We start from the raw sequence: 14,478 nt of genomic DNA, 5'->3' as shown, positions 1-14,478 counted from the left end.
AACCCGAGCCCTTCGTGCTTTTTCAGGACTTCGGAGCCAGCAGCCTGGATTTTGAACTGCGCTGCTTCACCGGAAACGTCATGGACCGGCGGGCTATCGCCAGCGACATCCGCTTCGAAATCGACCGCCGCTTCCGCGATGCGGGCATCGAGATCCCCTTCCCGCAACGAGTCGTCCACATGCCCAGCGAAGGGGATCGGGAAATTGTCGATCGGGCCGCCGACCGCCACGGCGGCGAGGCCGGGGAAGCGGGGTGAAGCCGGCCGGCAAGGCGGCGGTCGGCGAGCCCCCCCCTTACCCCCCCGGCGGCGTCACCTGGGCCTCGCCGCCGCTGCCGGAGGCTTCGCGGGCGGCCAGCTCACGCGACAACTGGGCCTCGCGGTGGGTGATGTAAAGCGTGGCGCTGAAAATTATCGCGGCGCCCACCCAGGTCCAGATGTCGGGCACCTCGCCGAAGGCAAAAAACCCGATCAGCGCGGCGATGGGCAGGCGCACGAAATCGTAGGGCGCCATGGCCGAGGCCTCGGCCATGGCGAGCGCCCGGGTGATGGCCAGGTGGCCCAAGGTGGCGACGCCGCCGATCAGCGCCAGCCAGAACCATTCGGCGGCCGTTGGCCACTGCCAGACGAAAAGCGCCGGGATCAGCGTGATGGGTGCCAGATAGATCCCCATGTAGGCGACGATGGCGCCGGACTTTTCCGTGCGCGCCAGCACCTTCACGATGCAGACGTTGAGGCCCAGCATGGCGGAGGAAAAAAGCACCAGCAGGGCGCCCGGCTCGAGCACGCCGGCGCCCGGCCGGACGATGATCAAGGTGCCGAGAAAGCCGATCGCCGTGGCCGTCCAGCGCCGCCCGCGCACCACCTCGCGCAAAAACAACACGGCGGCGATGGTGGCAAACAGCGGTGCCGTGAAGCTCAATGCCATGACATCGCCCAGCGGCATCAGCGAGAGGGCATAGAACCAGGCCCACATGTTCAAGGGCCCCATCAGGCCGCGCAGCGCAAAGAGGCCGTGGCGTCGCGTCCTCAGCCCACCTAGCCCGTGTTGCCAGAACCAGGGCGCCAGGGCCACGAGCCCGAAAAAGTTGCGGAAGAAGGCGATCTCGAAGGGCGAGAGGCCACCCGAGAGGTGGCGGATGGTGGCCGACATGATGGTGAAGCAGGTCATGGCGACGACCATCAGGGCCGCCGCCTGCAAGGCGACGGGCGCGCGCCCGGCGGCGGCAAGAGATCGGAACGGCGGCATGGCGCTAAACTAGAGCCTCGCGGTGCCCGGCACCACTGCGCCGGGCGCAGAGCTGCCTTGTGCAGGCTCAAGCCGCTCGGCGATACTGAGCGACCTGCCGGCCACCGGAGAAGCGCCGTGACGAATGCCGACCAGCCGCTCTGGCAACCCTCAATGGCACAGATCGAAGCGGCCAACCTGACCGCCTTCATGCGCCAGGCGGCGGCGCGCTGGCAGACCGAATTCGCCGACTACCAAGCCTTCCGGCGCTGGAGCGTGGCCGAGAGCGAAAAATTCTGGCAAAGCCTCTGGGATTTTGGCGGCGTCATTGCTTCGACCCGCGGCGACCGCGTGGTGGCCGACAAGGAACGCATGCCGGGCGCGCGTTGGTTCCCGGATGCCCGCCTCAATTTCGCCGAGAACCTCTTGCGCCGGCGTGACGGCGCCACCGCCATGGTCTTTCGCGGCGAGGACCGGGTGCGGCGCTCAACGACGTTCGGCGAGCTCTACGACCGCGTCTCGCAGCTCGCCCAGGCCCTGGCGGCGGCCGGCATCGGGCCCGGCGACCGCGTCGCCGCCTTCATGCCGAATTTGCCCGAGACCATGATGGCCATGCTGGCCAGTGCCAGCCTGGGCGCCATCTGGTCGTCGTGCTCGCCCGACTTCGGCCCCAAGGGCGTGATGGACCGCTTCGGCCAGATCGAGCCCCGCGTGCTGTTCACGGCCGACGGTTATTTTTATGCCGGCAAGCAGCACGATTCGCTCGAGCGCGCCCGTGCCATCGCCGGCCAGCTCGATAGTCTGGAAACCGTCGTGGTGGTGCCCTACGTCGGCGAAAACCCCGATCCCGGCGGGCTGCCGGGCGGCGTGTTGCTGGATGACTTCGTCGCCCCCCATACGCCGGGCGACATCGCCTTTCAGCCCATGGGCTTCAACGATCCCCTCTATATCCTCTATTCCTCGGGCACCACCGGCATGCCCAAGTGCATCGTCCACGGTGCCGGGGGCACGCTCTTGCAGCACTTGAAAGAGCACCAATTGCACTGCGACCTGAAGCCCGACGACAGGCTCTTTTACTTCACCACCTGCGGCTGGATGATGTGGAACTGGTTGGTCTCGGGCCTGGCCACGGGGGCGACGCTGATGCTCTACGACGGCGCCCCCTTCCATCCCGACGGCAACACCGTCTTCGATTTTGCCGCCGAGGAGCGCTTCAGCCACCTCGGCACCTCGGCCAAGTTCATCGATGCCGCCAACAAGGCGGGGCTGGAACCGGCCCGCAGCCACGACCTGGGCGGCTTGCGCGCCATCCTGTCCACCGGCTCGCCGCTGGTGGCCGAGAGCTTCGATTACGTCTACCGCGCCATCAAGTCCGACGTCTGCCTGGCCTCGATGTCGGGCGGCACCGACATCGTCGGCTGCTTCGCCGGCGGCAACCCCATAGCACCGGTCTGGCGGGGCGAATTGCAGAGCCTGGCGCTGGCCATGGACGTCGAGGTCTTCGACGCCGCCGGCCAGCCGCTGCGCGGCGACAAGGGCGAGCTGGTGTGCCGCAATTCCTTCCCCTCGATGCCCGTGAGTTTTTGGCACGACGACGACGGCGCCAAGTACCGGGCCGCCTATTTCGAGGTCTACCCCGGCGTCTGGCGCCACGGCGACTGGTGCGAGATTACCGGCCACGAAGGCATGATCATCTACGGCCGCTCCGACGCCGTGCTCAATCCCGGCGGCGTGCGCATCGGCACGGCCGAGATATACCGGCAAGTAGAACAGCTCGACGAGGTGCTGGAGGCCCTGATCATCGGCCAGGACTGGCAGAACGACGTGCGGCTGGTGCTGTTCGTTCGCCTGGTCGAAGGGCTCGAGCTCGACGGCAAACTGGAGACCCGCCTCCGCCGCCAGATCCGCGACAACACGACGCCGCGCCACGTGCCGGCCCGCATCGTCCAGGTGGCCGACATTCCGCGCACCATCTCGGGCAAGATCGTCGAACTGGCGGTGCGCGACGTGGTGCACGGCCGCGAGGTCAAGAACCGCGATGCGCTGGCCAACCCCGAGGCGCTCGAGCTTTTCAGCGGGCTGCCGGAGCTGGCTGAATAGGGATAGGGACACGAGTGTCATGGACCAGCGCCTCCTCGACGTGAGCTACCCGGTTGTCGAACTCGAAACCGCCGCCGTCAGGCTGTGGCGCGACTTCGCCCACCCCGGGCGTTCACTGCTGATCCCGTTGGCCGAAGCGCGCGAGATCCATGACCTGGCGGCCGAGGACTACATCGTGCTGATGGCCGAACTCCGCCTTCTCAGCCGGGTGCTGCAGCACCTCTACCGGGCCGACAAGATGAACCTGGCCTGCTTCGGCAACCAGGTGCCCTGGCTGCACTGGCACGTCATCCCGCGCCACCAGGACGATGCGCAATGGCCCCTGAGTGTCTGGCAAGAGCCGCCCGAGGCGGCACCGGCCGACGAGGCGGTTCTGGCTGAGCACGCCGAGCGCCTGCACTGGGCGCTGGTTGACGACGACGGGGAGGGGGCCTGAGGCGATCATGTCCCGGCTGCATCAGTTCAGCATCGACTTCGTGGCCGAGGAAGACCGGCTGCTGCTCAAGGTCAGCACCACCGATGGCCAGGAAGTCCGGGCCTGGCTGACGCGGCGTTACGTGCGCACCATCTGGCAGCTCATCGCCAAGCTCTTGGAACGCCATCCCGAGGTGCAGCGCCAGAGCGACCCGGCGACGCGCCAGGCCGTCGTCGGCTACCAGCACGACAAGGCCGTCGAGGCGGCCGATTTTTCCCAACCCTACCAGGCGGCCGAGGCGGTGACGGTGCGTCCGGCCGGCGACGATCCCATCCTGCCGATCACCCTTACGATCAAGACCAAGGGCAACATGCACACGCTGACGCTGTCCCCGGAGGCCGGCAAGGAGGTGGCGCTGGGTCTCGATTCCGATCATTTGCATTCCTTCGCCCACCTCTTGGTGGCCGCCGTCAAGCGGGCCGACTGGCAGCTCGAGCTGCCCATCGGCGACAAGGGCACGACCGAGCACGCGGCGCCGGAGTATCTTATGTAGCCGCCGCGGGCGGTGGTTCCTGGACAACGAAAAAACACCCCCTCCCTCGCCCTCCACCGCTTGCGCTAAGGGATGCACACATCTTCAAGGGCGCAGCCAGTTGAAGCACGGGGAATTGACCACAGAGGCACAGAGGCACAGAGAGAGTTGTCAGGGCGCGCCGTGGCGGAATCTTCATGAGCCACCGGCTCTCAGCTGTCTTTTTGCCGGACGCTGCCCTAGCGATGCAGGTATCAAGACTCTTCCTTGGCGATAACACCGGCCAGGCGACCGACGCCATTGGCCTCTTGGCAAATCTCTGTGCCTCTGTGCCTCTGTGGTCAATCTACAAGGCTTTTCCACAGCCCAGCCGGTGCCGGGCATGACCGGAACGTCAACTACTCGATGTGTGCATCCCTTAGCTTGATGGGGGAGGCAGGGAGGGGGTGTTTTTTCGTTATCGAGAGGGCGCGCTTTTGCGGTCGGGCGCCAGGGTGTAGCTGTCGTAGAGCTCGACCAGCAGGCTGGTCAGGTGGCCGGGCTTGCCGTTGGCGATGACGCTGTCGTCGATTTGCACCACCGGGCTGACGTAGGCGGTGGTGCTGGTCATGAAGGCCTCGCGGGCCGCCTTGGCCTCGGCCACCGTGAAGGGGCGCTCGACGATTTCCACCTGTTCGCGCTCGGCCAAAGCGAGAATCGCCCGCCGCGTGATGCCAGACAGGATGGCGTTGCCAAGGTTGCGCGTCACCAGCTTGCCGTCGGCATCGACGATCCAGGCGTTGGTCGACGAGCCCTCGCTGACGCTGTCGTCGGGGCGCACCATCCAGCCCTCCTGGGCACCGGCGTCGCGGGCCAGCTGCTTGACCAGGACGTTGGGCAACAGCGAGACCGACTTGATGTCGCAGCGCTGCCAGCGGATGTCGGGCGTGGTGATGACTTTGATGCCATCCTCCACGACCTGTCGCGAGGGCGGCCGTTGGCTGCGCGCCATGACCACCAGGGCGGTTCGCGGCACCGCCGGAAAGCCGTGATCGCGGCGCGCCACGCCGCGCGTCATTTGGATGTAAACGATGCCCTCGCGCACCCGGTTACGGCGTACGGTCTCATTGATTACCACCTCGATGGCGCGTCGTGACCGGCCCATCGCGATGCGCAGCTCGGTCAGCGAATATTCCAGCCGGTCGAGATGCGCTGCGGCATCGACCAGGGCGCCCCGGCGCACGGCAATGACCTCGTAGACGCCGTCGGCGAACTGGTAGCCCCGGTCCTCGACGTGAACCGCTGCCAGGTGGTGCGGCAGATAGCGTCCGTTGACGTAGGCAACGCGGGACATGGTTTACGCTCCCTTCTCGAGCCGGGCGCGAAGCTCGGCCTTGGCGATTTTCTCCAGCGTCGAGCGCGGCAGGCTGTCGACCAGGATAACCTCTTTCGGCACCTTGAAGTCGGCGAGCTTTTCCCGGCAAGCGGCCAGCACCTTCTCGGCCAGATCGGACGCCGCCCCCTCGAGGCCGCCTTCGACCAGCACGAAGGCCACGGGCACTTCGTCCAGCATCTCGTGTTTCTTGGCCACCACGGCCACTTCGGCGGCCTCGGGTATCTCCATGATGACACGCTCGAGCTCGGAGGCGGCGACGTTTTCGCCGCCCACCTTGAGCATGTCCTTGTCGCGGTCGGCAAACGAGATGAAGCCGTCCTCGTGCAGCGTCACCAGGTCGCCGGTGTCGAACCAGCCCTGGTCGTCGTAGGCCGCTGTGGTGGCCTCGGGGTCGCCCAAGTATTCCTTGAAGAGCGACAGCCCCGGCACCCCCAGCACCCGCAGCCCGCCCGTCTCACCAGGCGCCACCGGGTTGCCGTCGGGGTGCAATATCGCGATGCCGTATTCCGGCGCCGGTTTACCGATGGCCAGCGAGCGGTTGGGATGATGCACGTCGCCGACGATGCCGTGGCTCATGGTTTCGGTCATGCCCCACCAGCCGATGGTCTTGACGCCAAAGCGCTGGTCGCTGGGCGGTTCGCAAAAGCCGTTGCCCCAGAGGCGGTAGTGGTGGCGGTTCGGCGCTTCCACCCCCTCCAGGGCGCGCAGGCAGAACCACACCATCGAGGTCCAGGTGCAGCGCTGGTCCAATGATACCTGCCAGAAACGGCTGGTCGACCAGCGCGGCTGCACCACGCAGGTGCCGCCGGCCCACAGCGTGGCCAGTACGGAATAGGCCTGGGCGTTGGTGTGGAATAGCGGCAGCGTACAGAGGTGAACGTCATCGGCCCTGAGGTCCTGGTGAGCCGCATTGATCCTGGCGCCCCAGAGCGCGTTGGCGTGGGTCCAAAGCACGCCCTTGGGGCGCGAGGTGGTGCCCGAGGTGTATTGCACGCCGACCGGTGCCATGGGGTCGGCCGGGCGCTCCGGGATGGTGGCGGGATCGCCGTCGATGGCGGCGAAGGCCGAGGCGGCCTCGGGCGCCTGGCCGGCGGCGGGCGGGGCGCCGTTGTCGTGGGCGGTGACGGCCAGCCACTCGAGGTCGGGAGCAAAACGGTTGACCAACTCGGCCAGGTTGGGCTGGGTGATCGCCGCCTTGGCACCCGAGTGGGCCGCGAAATACCCAAGCTCGTCTCCCGACGAACGCGCGTTGGTGGTCACGGCGACGGCGCCGATCTCCGCGCAGGCATACCAGGCCAGGATGATCTTGGGGCTGTTTTCCAGGTGGATCAGCACATAATCGCCCGGCCCGACACCACGCGCCAGCAAGCCGGCGCCCAGGCGCCGCACCTGGTCGCGAAAGCCTGCATAGGTCAGGGTCTGGCCCTCGCCCTCGAAGGGCACCCAGACGATGAAGGGATGGTCGGGCCGCGTGGTGGCGCGGCTTCGCACCAGACGGGGCACGTCCCAGCCCGAAAAGGGATGAACCAGGGGGTGGCGGAGCGCGGGCATCGACGAAACCGGAGGGCTGGTTGAGGGTTCGCACATGTTACACCGCCGGCCGCGACTTGTGGGGCGATATCGGCTATCCTAGGGGGTCAAGATCAGCCGGGATCGGACAAAACCATGCCCTTCCACCCCGTAGATGCCCACGTCGGCGGCAGGCTGCGCCTGCGCCGCAAGTTGCTCGGCCTCAACCAAACCAAGCTCGGCGAGGCCGTCAGCCTGACCTTTCAACAGATCCAGAAGTACGAACGCGGCACCAACCGCATGGGTGCCAGCCGGCTTTATCAGTTCTCCCAAATCCTCGACGTGCCCATCAGTTTCTTTTTCGCCGACATGCCGGCCGATATCGGCGAACACATCGCCCCGGTCGAAATGCTGGCCGACGACCGCCTCGCCGAGACCGGTATTCCGGAAGAGGAAGTCAACGCCCTGGTGGTCGACTATCACCGCATCAAGGATCGCAAGGCCCGGCACCGGCTGCGCGACCTGGCTCGCGGTTTCGCGGGCATCAAGCGCGGCCGGGCGAAAGCCAAATCCGGGTGATGGCGCGGTCAAGGATCGCCCGAGAGATCGTCATCGATGAACATTTCGTCGGCCCGCCGGGCATCACGCTGGGCAGCTACGTCGGCGGCTTGGCCGCTGGTTATCTAGAGAGCCCCTGCGCCTGCGTCAGCATGCAGGCGCCGACGCCCATGGGCCGGCCCATCAGTGTCGACAGCGAGCCCGGCCGGGTGCGCTTCTTCGTAGCTGATACCTTGCTGATCGAGGCCACGCCGGCAACGCTGGATCTCGACATCCCCGCGCCCATCGATCTCGCGGCCGCCAAACGGGCCTCGCTGCGCCACGCCAGGGAGATGCCCTATCCCGACTGCTTCGGTTGCGGCTCCAACCGCAGCGACGACGACGGCCTGCACCTGCGCTCGGGCCCGGTTGTCGGGCAAAACCTGGTGGCCATCGACTGGCGGCCTCGGCCTCTGGCGGTGGGGGCCGAGGAAGGCGCTAAGGTCCCGTCCTTGATGACCTGGGCCGCCCTTGAATGTCCGTTGGCCAGGGCCCTCGATCTTCCCGGCATGAAGACGGCAGACGAGCTCATCGTACTGGGCCGCATGACGGCTCGCATCGATGCCTTGCCGCGGGTTGGGCGTGAGCACTTCTTCATGGCCTGGCCGCTGGAAAGGGTGGGCCGGCGCCTGGAGATCGCCGGCAGCCTGCACGACGCCGATGGCGCTTTGCTGGCTGCCGCGGCGCTCACCTTCGTGGTCTTGAAGGCCGGCGTTTCGTATACCGAGCTGGGCGGGCGTTAATTCGCCAGGGGTGTTTTTCGCCTTGCGGTCGTTTTACCATAAACTGGGGCGAGTTGGTTGGGGGTGTTGCGGGGAGGTTTGTTAATGAAAATCGCCGGTTGTGATTTGGGCAAGGCTTCCGTGAGCTTTGTCATCGCCAAGTTGGGCGATGGTGGCGAAATCGAAATCGAGGACAAGTGCTACGCTCTTCACGAGGGCGACCCCATGGGCCTTTTCCAGGCCTGGTACCGCGATAACGACGTTTCCTCCTGCGCCGCCCTGGCCGCCACCGGCGTTTACGCCGACGAGCTTTGCGAGCCGGTGCTGATGCTGCCCGAGGACAGCTGCCAGGAAGCGGCGCTGGAATTGGCGCCCGAGCTCGAAGGCGCCCTCAATCTGGTCAGCATCGGTGCCCGGGGCTATGGCGTGCTGAGCCGCCGGCCAGCCGGGAATGGTGCCGGGGGCAGCAGTAAATTCCATTACCAGTATCTCGAGAACGACAAGTGCTCGTCGGGTACCGGCGAGAATATCCAGAAGATCACCGAACGCTTCGGCTTGGCCGTCGAGGAGGCCGACGCGCTGGCGCTATCGGTGGCCGACAGCATCGCCATCACGGCGCGCTGCTCGGTCTTCGCCAAGTCCGAGATGACGCATTTCGCCAACCAGGGCCGGCCCAGGGCCGAGCTCTTCAAGGGCTATTTCGGCTCGGTGGCGCGCAACACCTATGCCTTGGCGACGCGCAACCGGGTGGACGGTCCGGTGTATCTGATCGGCGGCCCGGCCCGGATCCAGTCCTTCCGCACAGCCTTCGAGGAGTTGCTCGGCGGGCCGGCTCTCAGCCCGCCGCTGGCCGAGTGCTTCGAGGCCGCCGGCGCCATGGCCATCGCGGGGCGGCAGGCGCGGGCCGGCGGCATCGGCAGTCAACTTCCCCAGGACCCGGCGGCTCTGCTGCGGCCGCCGGAGAAGCGTTTCGAGGTGCTCGAGCCGGCCAGCCGGCAGCAAGACAGGGTGACCATCATGACCGAGCCGGCCGTGCCCGAGGGCGCCGCCAATGATCCCGCCATCCTCGGTCTTGATCTGGGCTCGACCGGCGCCAAGGCGGTGCTGACCTCGATCGAAAGCGGCGAAGTGGTGCTCGACGTCTACGACAGCACGCGGGGCAATCCGGTCGATGCGGCGCGCCGCCTGGTCAGCGCGCTCATCGAGCGCACTCAGGCCGACGTGCGCGCCATCGGCGTCACCGGTTCGGGCCGCGAGGCCGTGGCGACGTTGTTGCGCGCCGTCTATCCCGAGAGCGAGAACATCGTCGTGCTCAACGAGATCGTGGCCCATGCCACGGCCGCCAGCCGCTGCGACGCGGACGGCGGCGCCGATCTTTCGGTGATCGAGATCGGCGGCCAGGACGCCAAGTACATCCGCGTTCAGGGTGGCCGCATCGTCGAGAGCGACATGAACAAGGCCTGCAGCGCCGGCACGGGATCGTTCCTCGAGGAACAGGCGAACCTTTACGACGTCCACGACATTCAGGAATTCATCGACCTCGCCTCGGCCGCCAAGCGGCCGCCCGAACTGGGTCAGATGTGCACCGTTTTCGTGGCCGACGCGGCGGCCCTGGCGATCAAGGAGGGCTTCGGCCGCGATGACATCTTCGCCGGCTTCCAGTATTCGGTGATCCACAACTACCTCAACCGCGTCATGGGCCAGCGCACGCTGGGTCAAAAGATCTTCTTCCAGGGCAAGCCGGCCTCCAATCCCTCGCTGGCCTGGACCCTGGCGGCGGTGACGGGGCGCGAGATCGTGGTGCCGCCCAACCCCGGTGCCATGGGGGCCTGGGGCATCGGTCTTTGCGCTATCGAGCAGATGGGGGAGGTTGCGCTGGCGGCGGCGGCGCGGCTTGAGCTGGGCCAGATCCTGGAAGCCGAAATTACCGCACGCTCGGAATTCCAGTGCCGCGATGCCGAGTGCCAGACGCTCTGCCCCATCGAGCGCACCACCATCAAGGTGGGCGAAACCAGCCGCCAGGCGGTCTCGGGCGGCGCCTGCCCCAAGTTCGAGGTTTCGACCAAGACCCAGCCCAAGCTGGCCAAGGAGGCACCCAATCCCTTCGAGCAGCGCGAAGCCCTGATCGCCAGCTTCGTGGTGCAAGTCGAGCCCGGCGGCGGGCCGGTGCTGGCCATTCCCATGGTCTCGTCGCTGGGCCCGCATGTGCCCTGGCTCGCCACCTTCGCGGCTGAGCTGGGCTTTGCCGTCGAGCTGCTGCGTTCCGACAAACACTCGCTGGCGGCCGGCGAGCAGCTTTGCAACGCCTTCGATTCCTGCGGCCCGGTCAAAATCGCCCACGCCGTCTGCGACAGCGACGCCGAGCTGATGCTGTTTCCCAGCATTTTCTACGTCGCCGACACCAAGAGCCGGGGCGGCCAAACCTGCGTAGCCGAACAGACCATGCCCTCGCTGATCGAGCAGTTGCTGCGCTCCCAGGGCCGCCGCACCAGGATCGTGCGGCCCCGGCTTTCCTTCCGCGAGGGACCCGGCGCCCCCGAGGTGGTGACCGAGATGGAGCGCCTGGCCGCCGAGCTCGGTGTCAACCGGGCCAAGATCTCCGGTGCCGTGGCCAAGGCGGCCGAGGCCCATCATGCCTTCGAGGATGGACTGGAGCGCATCGGCGAGGAAGCGCTCGACTATGCCCGCCGGAACGACCTGCCGGCGGTGATTCTGGTGGGCCACCTGCACGTCATCTACGACGGCGCCATCAACGCCAATATCCCGCACCTGCTCAGGCGCAACGGCGCCATGGCCATCCCGGCGGACTGCTACGAGATCGAGGCTGAGACGCCGTTGGTGAAAAATATCTACTGGGGCGATGCCAACCGGGGCCTGCGTGCCGCCGTCCAGGCCCGGGCCCAGGGCGAGGTCTTCCCGGTACTGCTGGCGTCGTTTGGCTGCGGCCCGTCCTCGTTCACCGAGCAGGTCTTCCAGGCGCTGCTGGAGGGCTATCCCCACACTATCCTGGAGAGCGACGGCCACGGCGGCGAGGCTGGTTTCATCACGCGCATCCAGGCCTTTTTGCAGTCCGTGCGGCAGTTCCGCGCCGACCGCGCGCCGTCGGTGCCCGACAATTCCAGGCGCATCGGTTACGTCAGCCCGCTGCGCCGGAGCCGGCCCGGCTTCCTCGATCCCGAGGTTCACTACGTGGCCATGAGCATGGTCGACAACGTCGGCGAGACCTTCGCCGCCACCTACCGGGCCTACGGCTACGACGTGGTGTGCGCGCCGCCCCACAGCGACGCCACCTGGCAGGCCGGCAAGGCCGACTGCTCGGGCAAGGAATGCTTCAGTTATCAACTGATGTGGGGTTCCTTCCGCCAGCACCTGGAGCAAAACCCGCCGCTCAGGGAGACCGTGCTGCTGTGCTTCTCAGGGCAGCTCTGCCGCACCGGCGCCTTCGCCGCCAAGAACCGAATCTCGCTGGAAAAGATGGGCTTCGACAGCAACGTCGCCATGGAAGGCATGCCGTTTGGCGGTGACCGCTCGATGTCGCTGCTGCTGTGGGCCGGCCTCTCGGCTACCGAGATCATGCGCCAGCTCTACATCTACCACCTGCCGGTAGAGAGCCAGCGCGGTGAAGCTCGGGCTCTCTACGATGCCGGCGCCGCCCAAATCCATAGCATTCTCGAGGCGCCCATGGCACTGACCGGGAACGACGAGGCTCGGCCCGAGGTCGAGAGCCGCGCCGTGGCCATTGGTGCCGCGTTGCGCCAAAGCGGCCAGCGCTATGCCGAGATGGAAAGCCGCTGGCAGGGCAGCCGCTCATGGCGCACCGTCTTTGTGGGCGGCGAGACCATGACCAAGGGCAACGACTTCGCCAGCTCCGGCCTCTTTCTGCGCTTCAGCGAGCAGGGTCTGAGGCTGGTGCTGGAGCCGCTCACCGACTTCTTCGAATACCTGGCGCGGCGCCACCCCTACCTGCAATACGGCCGGGCCAAGCCGCTGGCCGAGGCCCAGCTGATGACCGAGGAACAAGCCGAGTTGCGGACCTGGCTCTACGCCCAGTTGGCTGACGAACACCCCTGGCTGCCGGCACCGGCCGTCCAGGAGGCCCTGGAGTTGGCCGAGGAGCTGATCGATCCGACCACCGTCGGCGGTGCGCCCATGGAGATTGCCGGCGTGCTGCACGCCTGGGAGACGGGGCTCTACGACGGCGTCGTGGTGGCCAGTTGCTGGGGCTGCGACAACAGCCTGATCACCGAGGGCTTGTTGCGCTACAGGAAGGAGATCCCGTTCTTCTTCTTCTACGGCGACGGCACGCCCTTGGACGATCGCCGCCTGCGCAGCTTCAGCTATCGCCTGCAACGCGGCGGCGCAGAAGAGGTGGCGGAGGTGGCCTGAAGGGGCGGCCTGTCACTCCTCCAGCAGGCCCGAGAGCCGCTCCACGGCAGCAGCAAAGTCCTCGACCATTTCGCGCACCACATCGCGGCTCGAACGCGTTTCGTTGATGGACCCGATGATCTGGCCCACGGGCGATGAGATGAGGCGGCCAGGGCCGCTCTCGGGATCGGCGCTGGCCGAGCCGGCGGCGGCGTAGATGCGCTGGACGTAGTTGCCCACCAGGTGGGTCTGCCAGGGCGCCGGCAGTGGCTCGGGGGCATCGGGGCGGGCCCATTCGTCGCACCAGGCGGTATCCAGGAATCGCGCCGACTTGCCGGTGAAATAGGTCGTGCGGGCGGTTTGGTCGGAACCGGCATTCAGCAGCTTTTCCTTGACCAGCGGCAGGGTGTCCGATTCCACCGTGGTCAGCCAGAGCGAGCCGCACCAGACGCCTTGCGCTCCCATGGCCAGGGCGGCAGCCATCTGGCGGCCGCCGCCGATGCCGCCAGCGGCCAGCACCGGCAGCGGCGCCACGGCATCGACCACCTCGGGGATCAGCACCATGGAGCCGATGTCGCCGACGTGGCCGCCGGCCTCCGACGAGGTGGCAACGACGAAGTCGAGGCCGGCATCGCGGTGACGCACGGCGTGGCGGCCCTTGCCGGCGAGCGCGCCGACCAGCATGCCGCGGGACTGGGCGCGCTCGGTAACGTCGGCCGGCGGCGTGCCCAGGGCGCTGACGAAGACGCGTGGATTGAACTGGAACATGACCTCGATCAGGGCCTGGTTCTGCTCGGCCGTGAAGCGGGTCTCGCCCAGGCGGCCCTGGGGGTCGCCGCGGTCGGTGTCAACCTCGGGCACGTCATAGCGTGCCATCATGTCGTCGAGGAATGCGGTGTGCTCGGGCGGCAGCAGGTCGTCCAGGGATTGTCCCTCGGTCTGGGCCTGAAAATTGTCGGTGAGCAGCAGGTCGACCCCGTAGGGCCGTTCACCGAGTTGGGCCTCGATCCATTCGAGATCGCTGGCCAGTTCCTCCGGGCTGTGGATGGCGCCGCCCAGGACGCCGATGCCGCCGGCCTTTGAAACCTCGACGACGACGTCACGGCAGTGGGCAAAGGCAAAGATGGGGAAGTCGATTCCCAAACGGGCACAGATTTCCGTGGGCATGTTTGCTGCTCCTCCTGGCACCATCATAGAACGAATTCTTTGCTAGCCGAAATCGGACGTTTGTCTTTGGATCAGTGGCCAGGTAATAATTGACATCGCGGTCGTTTTGTTAGACTCTCCCGCTTTCACAAACAAGCGAGTTAGATTCCCATGGCAGTTGATGAAACAGGCCTAACCAAAGGTCAGATCCGCAAGCTCAATGCGCTGCGCAAATCGATCGGCGACGATCTTGCCAGCGATGCTTTCTCCAAATGGCTGAAGCTCCAGACCAAGGCCAGCAAGGCTCCGGCCCCCGATGCGGTGGCCGAGAAGATCGCCAAGGCCTTGAAGCCCTACGAAAAAGACAAGAGCTTCAACCTCGGCCGCCACGGCTACAAAGTTACGCGTTCCAAGGGCCGTGGCGTCAAGGGCGGTTTTTCCGTCAGCCGTATCGGCAAGTAATCGGCGTCACACCGATAAGGCAAATTGC

Annotated in this window: 12 protein-coding genes; 8 read left to right on the top strand and 4 right to left on the bottom strand. The window is 66.5% G+C overall.

Annotated features, from left to right (window positions below; genetic code table 11):
* On the top strand, positions 1 to 257 hold a 257-nt coding region (locus QGG75_04210; protein MDP6066444.1), incomplete at its 5' end, for a mechanosensitive ion channel.
* A 37-nt stretch (positions 258 to 294) separates the two neighbouring features.
* Here the strand turns inward: QGG75_04210 and QGG75_04205 are convergent.
* The gene (locus QGG75_04205) at positions 295 to 1,248 is read right to left on the bottom strand and encodes a DMT family transporter (GenBank protein ID MDP6066443.1); all 954 of its coding nucleotides are present in this window, start codon (positions 1,246 to 1,248) and stop codon (positions 295 to 297) included.
* A gap of 117 nt (positions 1,249 to 1,365) precedes the next feature.
* Between QGG75_04205 and QGG75_04200 the strand changes: the two genes are divergently transcribed.
* From QGG75_04200 to QGG75_04190, 3 genes are read left to right on the top strand one after another with little or no spacing between them, the layout of a single operon-like run.
* The gene (locus QGG75_04200) at positions 1,366 to 3,327 is read left to right on the top strand and encodes an acetoacetate--CoA ligase (GenBank protein ID MDP6066442.1); all 1,962 of its coding nucleotides are present in this window, start codon (positions 1,366 to 1,368) and stop codon (positions 3,325 to 3,327) included.
* A 19-nt stretch (positions 3,328 to 3,346) separates the two neighbouring features.
* Positions 3,347 to 3,763, top strand: a complete 417-nt coding sequence (locus tag QGG75_04195; protein ID MDP6066441.1) for an HIT family protein — start codon at positions 3,347 to 3,349, stop codon at positions 3,761 to 3,763.
* Between the two features lie 7 nt (positions 3,764 to 3,770).
* On the top strand, positions 3,771 to 4,295 hold the full coding sequence (locus QGG75_04190; protein MDP6066440.1) for a hypothetical protein: 525 nt from the start codon (positions 3,771 to 3,773) through the stop codon (positions 4,293 to 4,295).
* Between the two features lie 436 nt (positions 4,296 to 4,731).
* On the opposite strand, the gene QGG75_04185 is transcribed toward QGG75_04190, so the two are convergent.
* Together QGG75_04185 and QGG75_04180 are read right to left on the bottom strand one after the other, a co-directional pair.
* Positions 4,732 to 5,607 carry a D-amino-acid transaminase gene (locus QGG75_04185; protein MDP6066439.1) on the bottom strand — a complete coding sequence of 292 codons (876 nt, stop codon included), beginning with the start codon at positions 5,605 to 5,607 and terminating at the stop codon, positions 4,732 to 4,734.
* 3 nt (positions 5,608 to 5,610) lie between these two features.
* Positions 5,611 to 7,200 carry an AMP-binding protein gene (locus tag QGG75_04180; GenBank protein MDP6066438.1) on the bottom strand — a complete coding sequence of 530 codons (1,590 nt, stop codon included), beginning with the start codon at positions 7,198 to 7,200 and terminating at the stop codon, positions 5,611 to 5,613.
* Positions 7,201 to 7,314: 114 nt separating this feature from the next.
* Here QGG75_04180 and QGG75_04175 point away from each other — a divergent pair, with 114 nt between their 5' ends.
* From QGG75_04175 to QGG75_04165, 3 genes are all read left to right on the top strand, one after another.
* Positions 7,315 to 7,737 (top strand): helix-turn-helix transcriptional regulator, encoded by a 423-nt coding sequence (locus tag QGG75_04175; GenBank protein MDP6066437.1) that lies wholly within the window; start codon positions 7,315 to 7,317, stop codon positions 7,735 to 7,737.
* Positions 7,737 to 8,498 carry a hypothetical protein gene (locus QGG75_04170; protein ID MDP6066436.1) on the top strand — a complete coding sequence of 254 codons (762 nt, stop codon included), beginning with the start codon at positions 7,737 to 7,739 and terminating at the stop codon, positions 8,496 to 8,498. The genes QGG75_04175 and QGG75_04170 overlap by 1 nt, the downstream gene beginning before the upstream one ends.
* 84 nt (positions 8,499 to 8,582) lie before the next feature.
* Entirely contained in the window at positions 8,583 to 12,863 is a 4,281-nt protein-coding gene (locus tag QGG75_04165; protein MDP6066435.1) for a BadF/BadG/BcrA/BcrD ATPase family protein, read from the top strand.
* Positions 12,864 to 12,875: 12 nt separating this feature from the next.
* Here the strand turns inward: QGG75_04165 and QGG75_04160 are convergent, their stop codons facing one another.
* Positions 12,876 to 14,009, bottom strand: a complete 1,134-nt coding sequence (locus QGG75_04160; protein MDP6066434.1) for a nitronate monooxygenase family protein — start codon at positions 14,007 to 14,009, stop codon at positions 12,876 to 12,878.
* A gap of 150 nt (positions 14,010 to 14,159) precedes the next feature.
* Between QGG75_04160 and QGG75_04155 the strand changes: the two genes are divergently transcribed.
* Positions 14,160 to 14,450: a hypothetical protein gene (locus QGG75_04155; GenBank protein MDP6066433.1), complete on the top strand. Its 291-nt coding sequence runs from the start codon at positions 14,160 to 14,162 to the stop codon at positions 14,448 to 14,450.
* Positions 14,451 to 14,478 lie beyond the last annotated feature (28 nt).

Source organism: Alphaproteobacteria bacterium, from assembly GCA_030740435.1.
Taxonomy (GTDB): Bacteria; Pseudomonadota; Alphaproteobacteria; order UBA2966; family UBA2966.
This window is presented reverse-complemented; position numbering and strand designations above follow the sequence as displayed.

Excerpts from the sequence above, each read along its gene's own strand:
- QGG75_04205 (MDP6066443.1), bottom strand. The coding sequence starts at position 1,248 with ATGCCGCCGTTCCGATCTCTTGCCGCCGCCGGGCGCGCGCCCGTCGCC.
- QGG75_04195 (MDP6066441.1), top strand. The coding sequence starts at position 3,347 with ATGGACCAGCGCCTCCTCGACGTGAGCTACCCGGTTGTCGAACTCGAA.
- QGG75_04190 (MDP6066440.1), top strand. The coding sequence starts at position 3,771 with ATGTCCCGGCTGCATCAGTTCAGCATCGACTTCGTGGCCGAGGAAGAC.
- QGG75_04185 (MDP6066439.1), bottom strand. The coding sequence starts at position 5,607 with ATGTCCCGCGTTGCCTACGTCAACGGACGCTATCTGCCGCACCACCTG.
- QGG75_04180 (MDP6066438.1), bottom strand. The coding sequence starts at position 7,200 with ATGCCCGCGCTCCGCCACCCCCTGGTTCATCCCTTTTCGGGCTGGGAC.
- QGG75_04175 (MDP6066437.1), top strand. The coding sequence starts at position 7,315 with ATGCCCTTCCACCCCGTAGATGCCCACGTCGGCGGCAGGCTGCGCCTG.
- QGG75_04170 (MDP6066436.1), top strand. The coding sequence starts at position 7,737 with ATGGCGCGGTCAAGGATCGCCCGAGAGATCGTCATCGATGAACATTTC.
- QGG75_04165 (MDP6066435.1), top strand. The coding sequence starts at position 8,583 with ATGAAAATCGCCGGTTGTGATTTGGGCAAGGCTTCCGTGAGCTTTGTC.
- QGG75_04160 (MDP6066434.1), bottom strand. The coding sequence starts at position 14,009 with ATGCCCACGGAAATCTGTGCCCGTTTGGGAATCGACTTCCCCATCTTT.
- QGG75_04155 (MDP6066433.1), top strand. The coding sequence starts at position 14,160 with ATGGCAGTTGATGAAACAGGCCTAACCAAAGGTCAGATCCGCAAGCTC.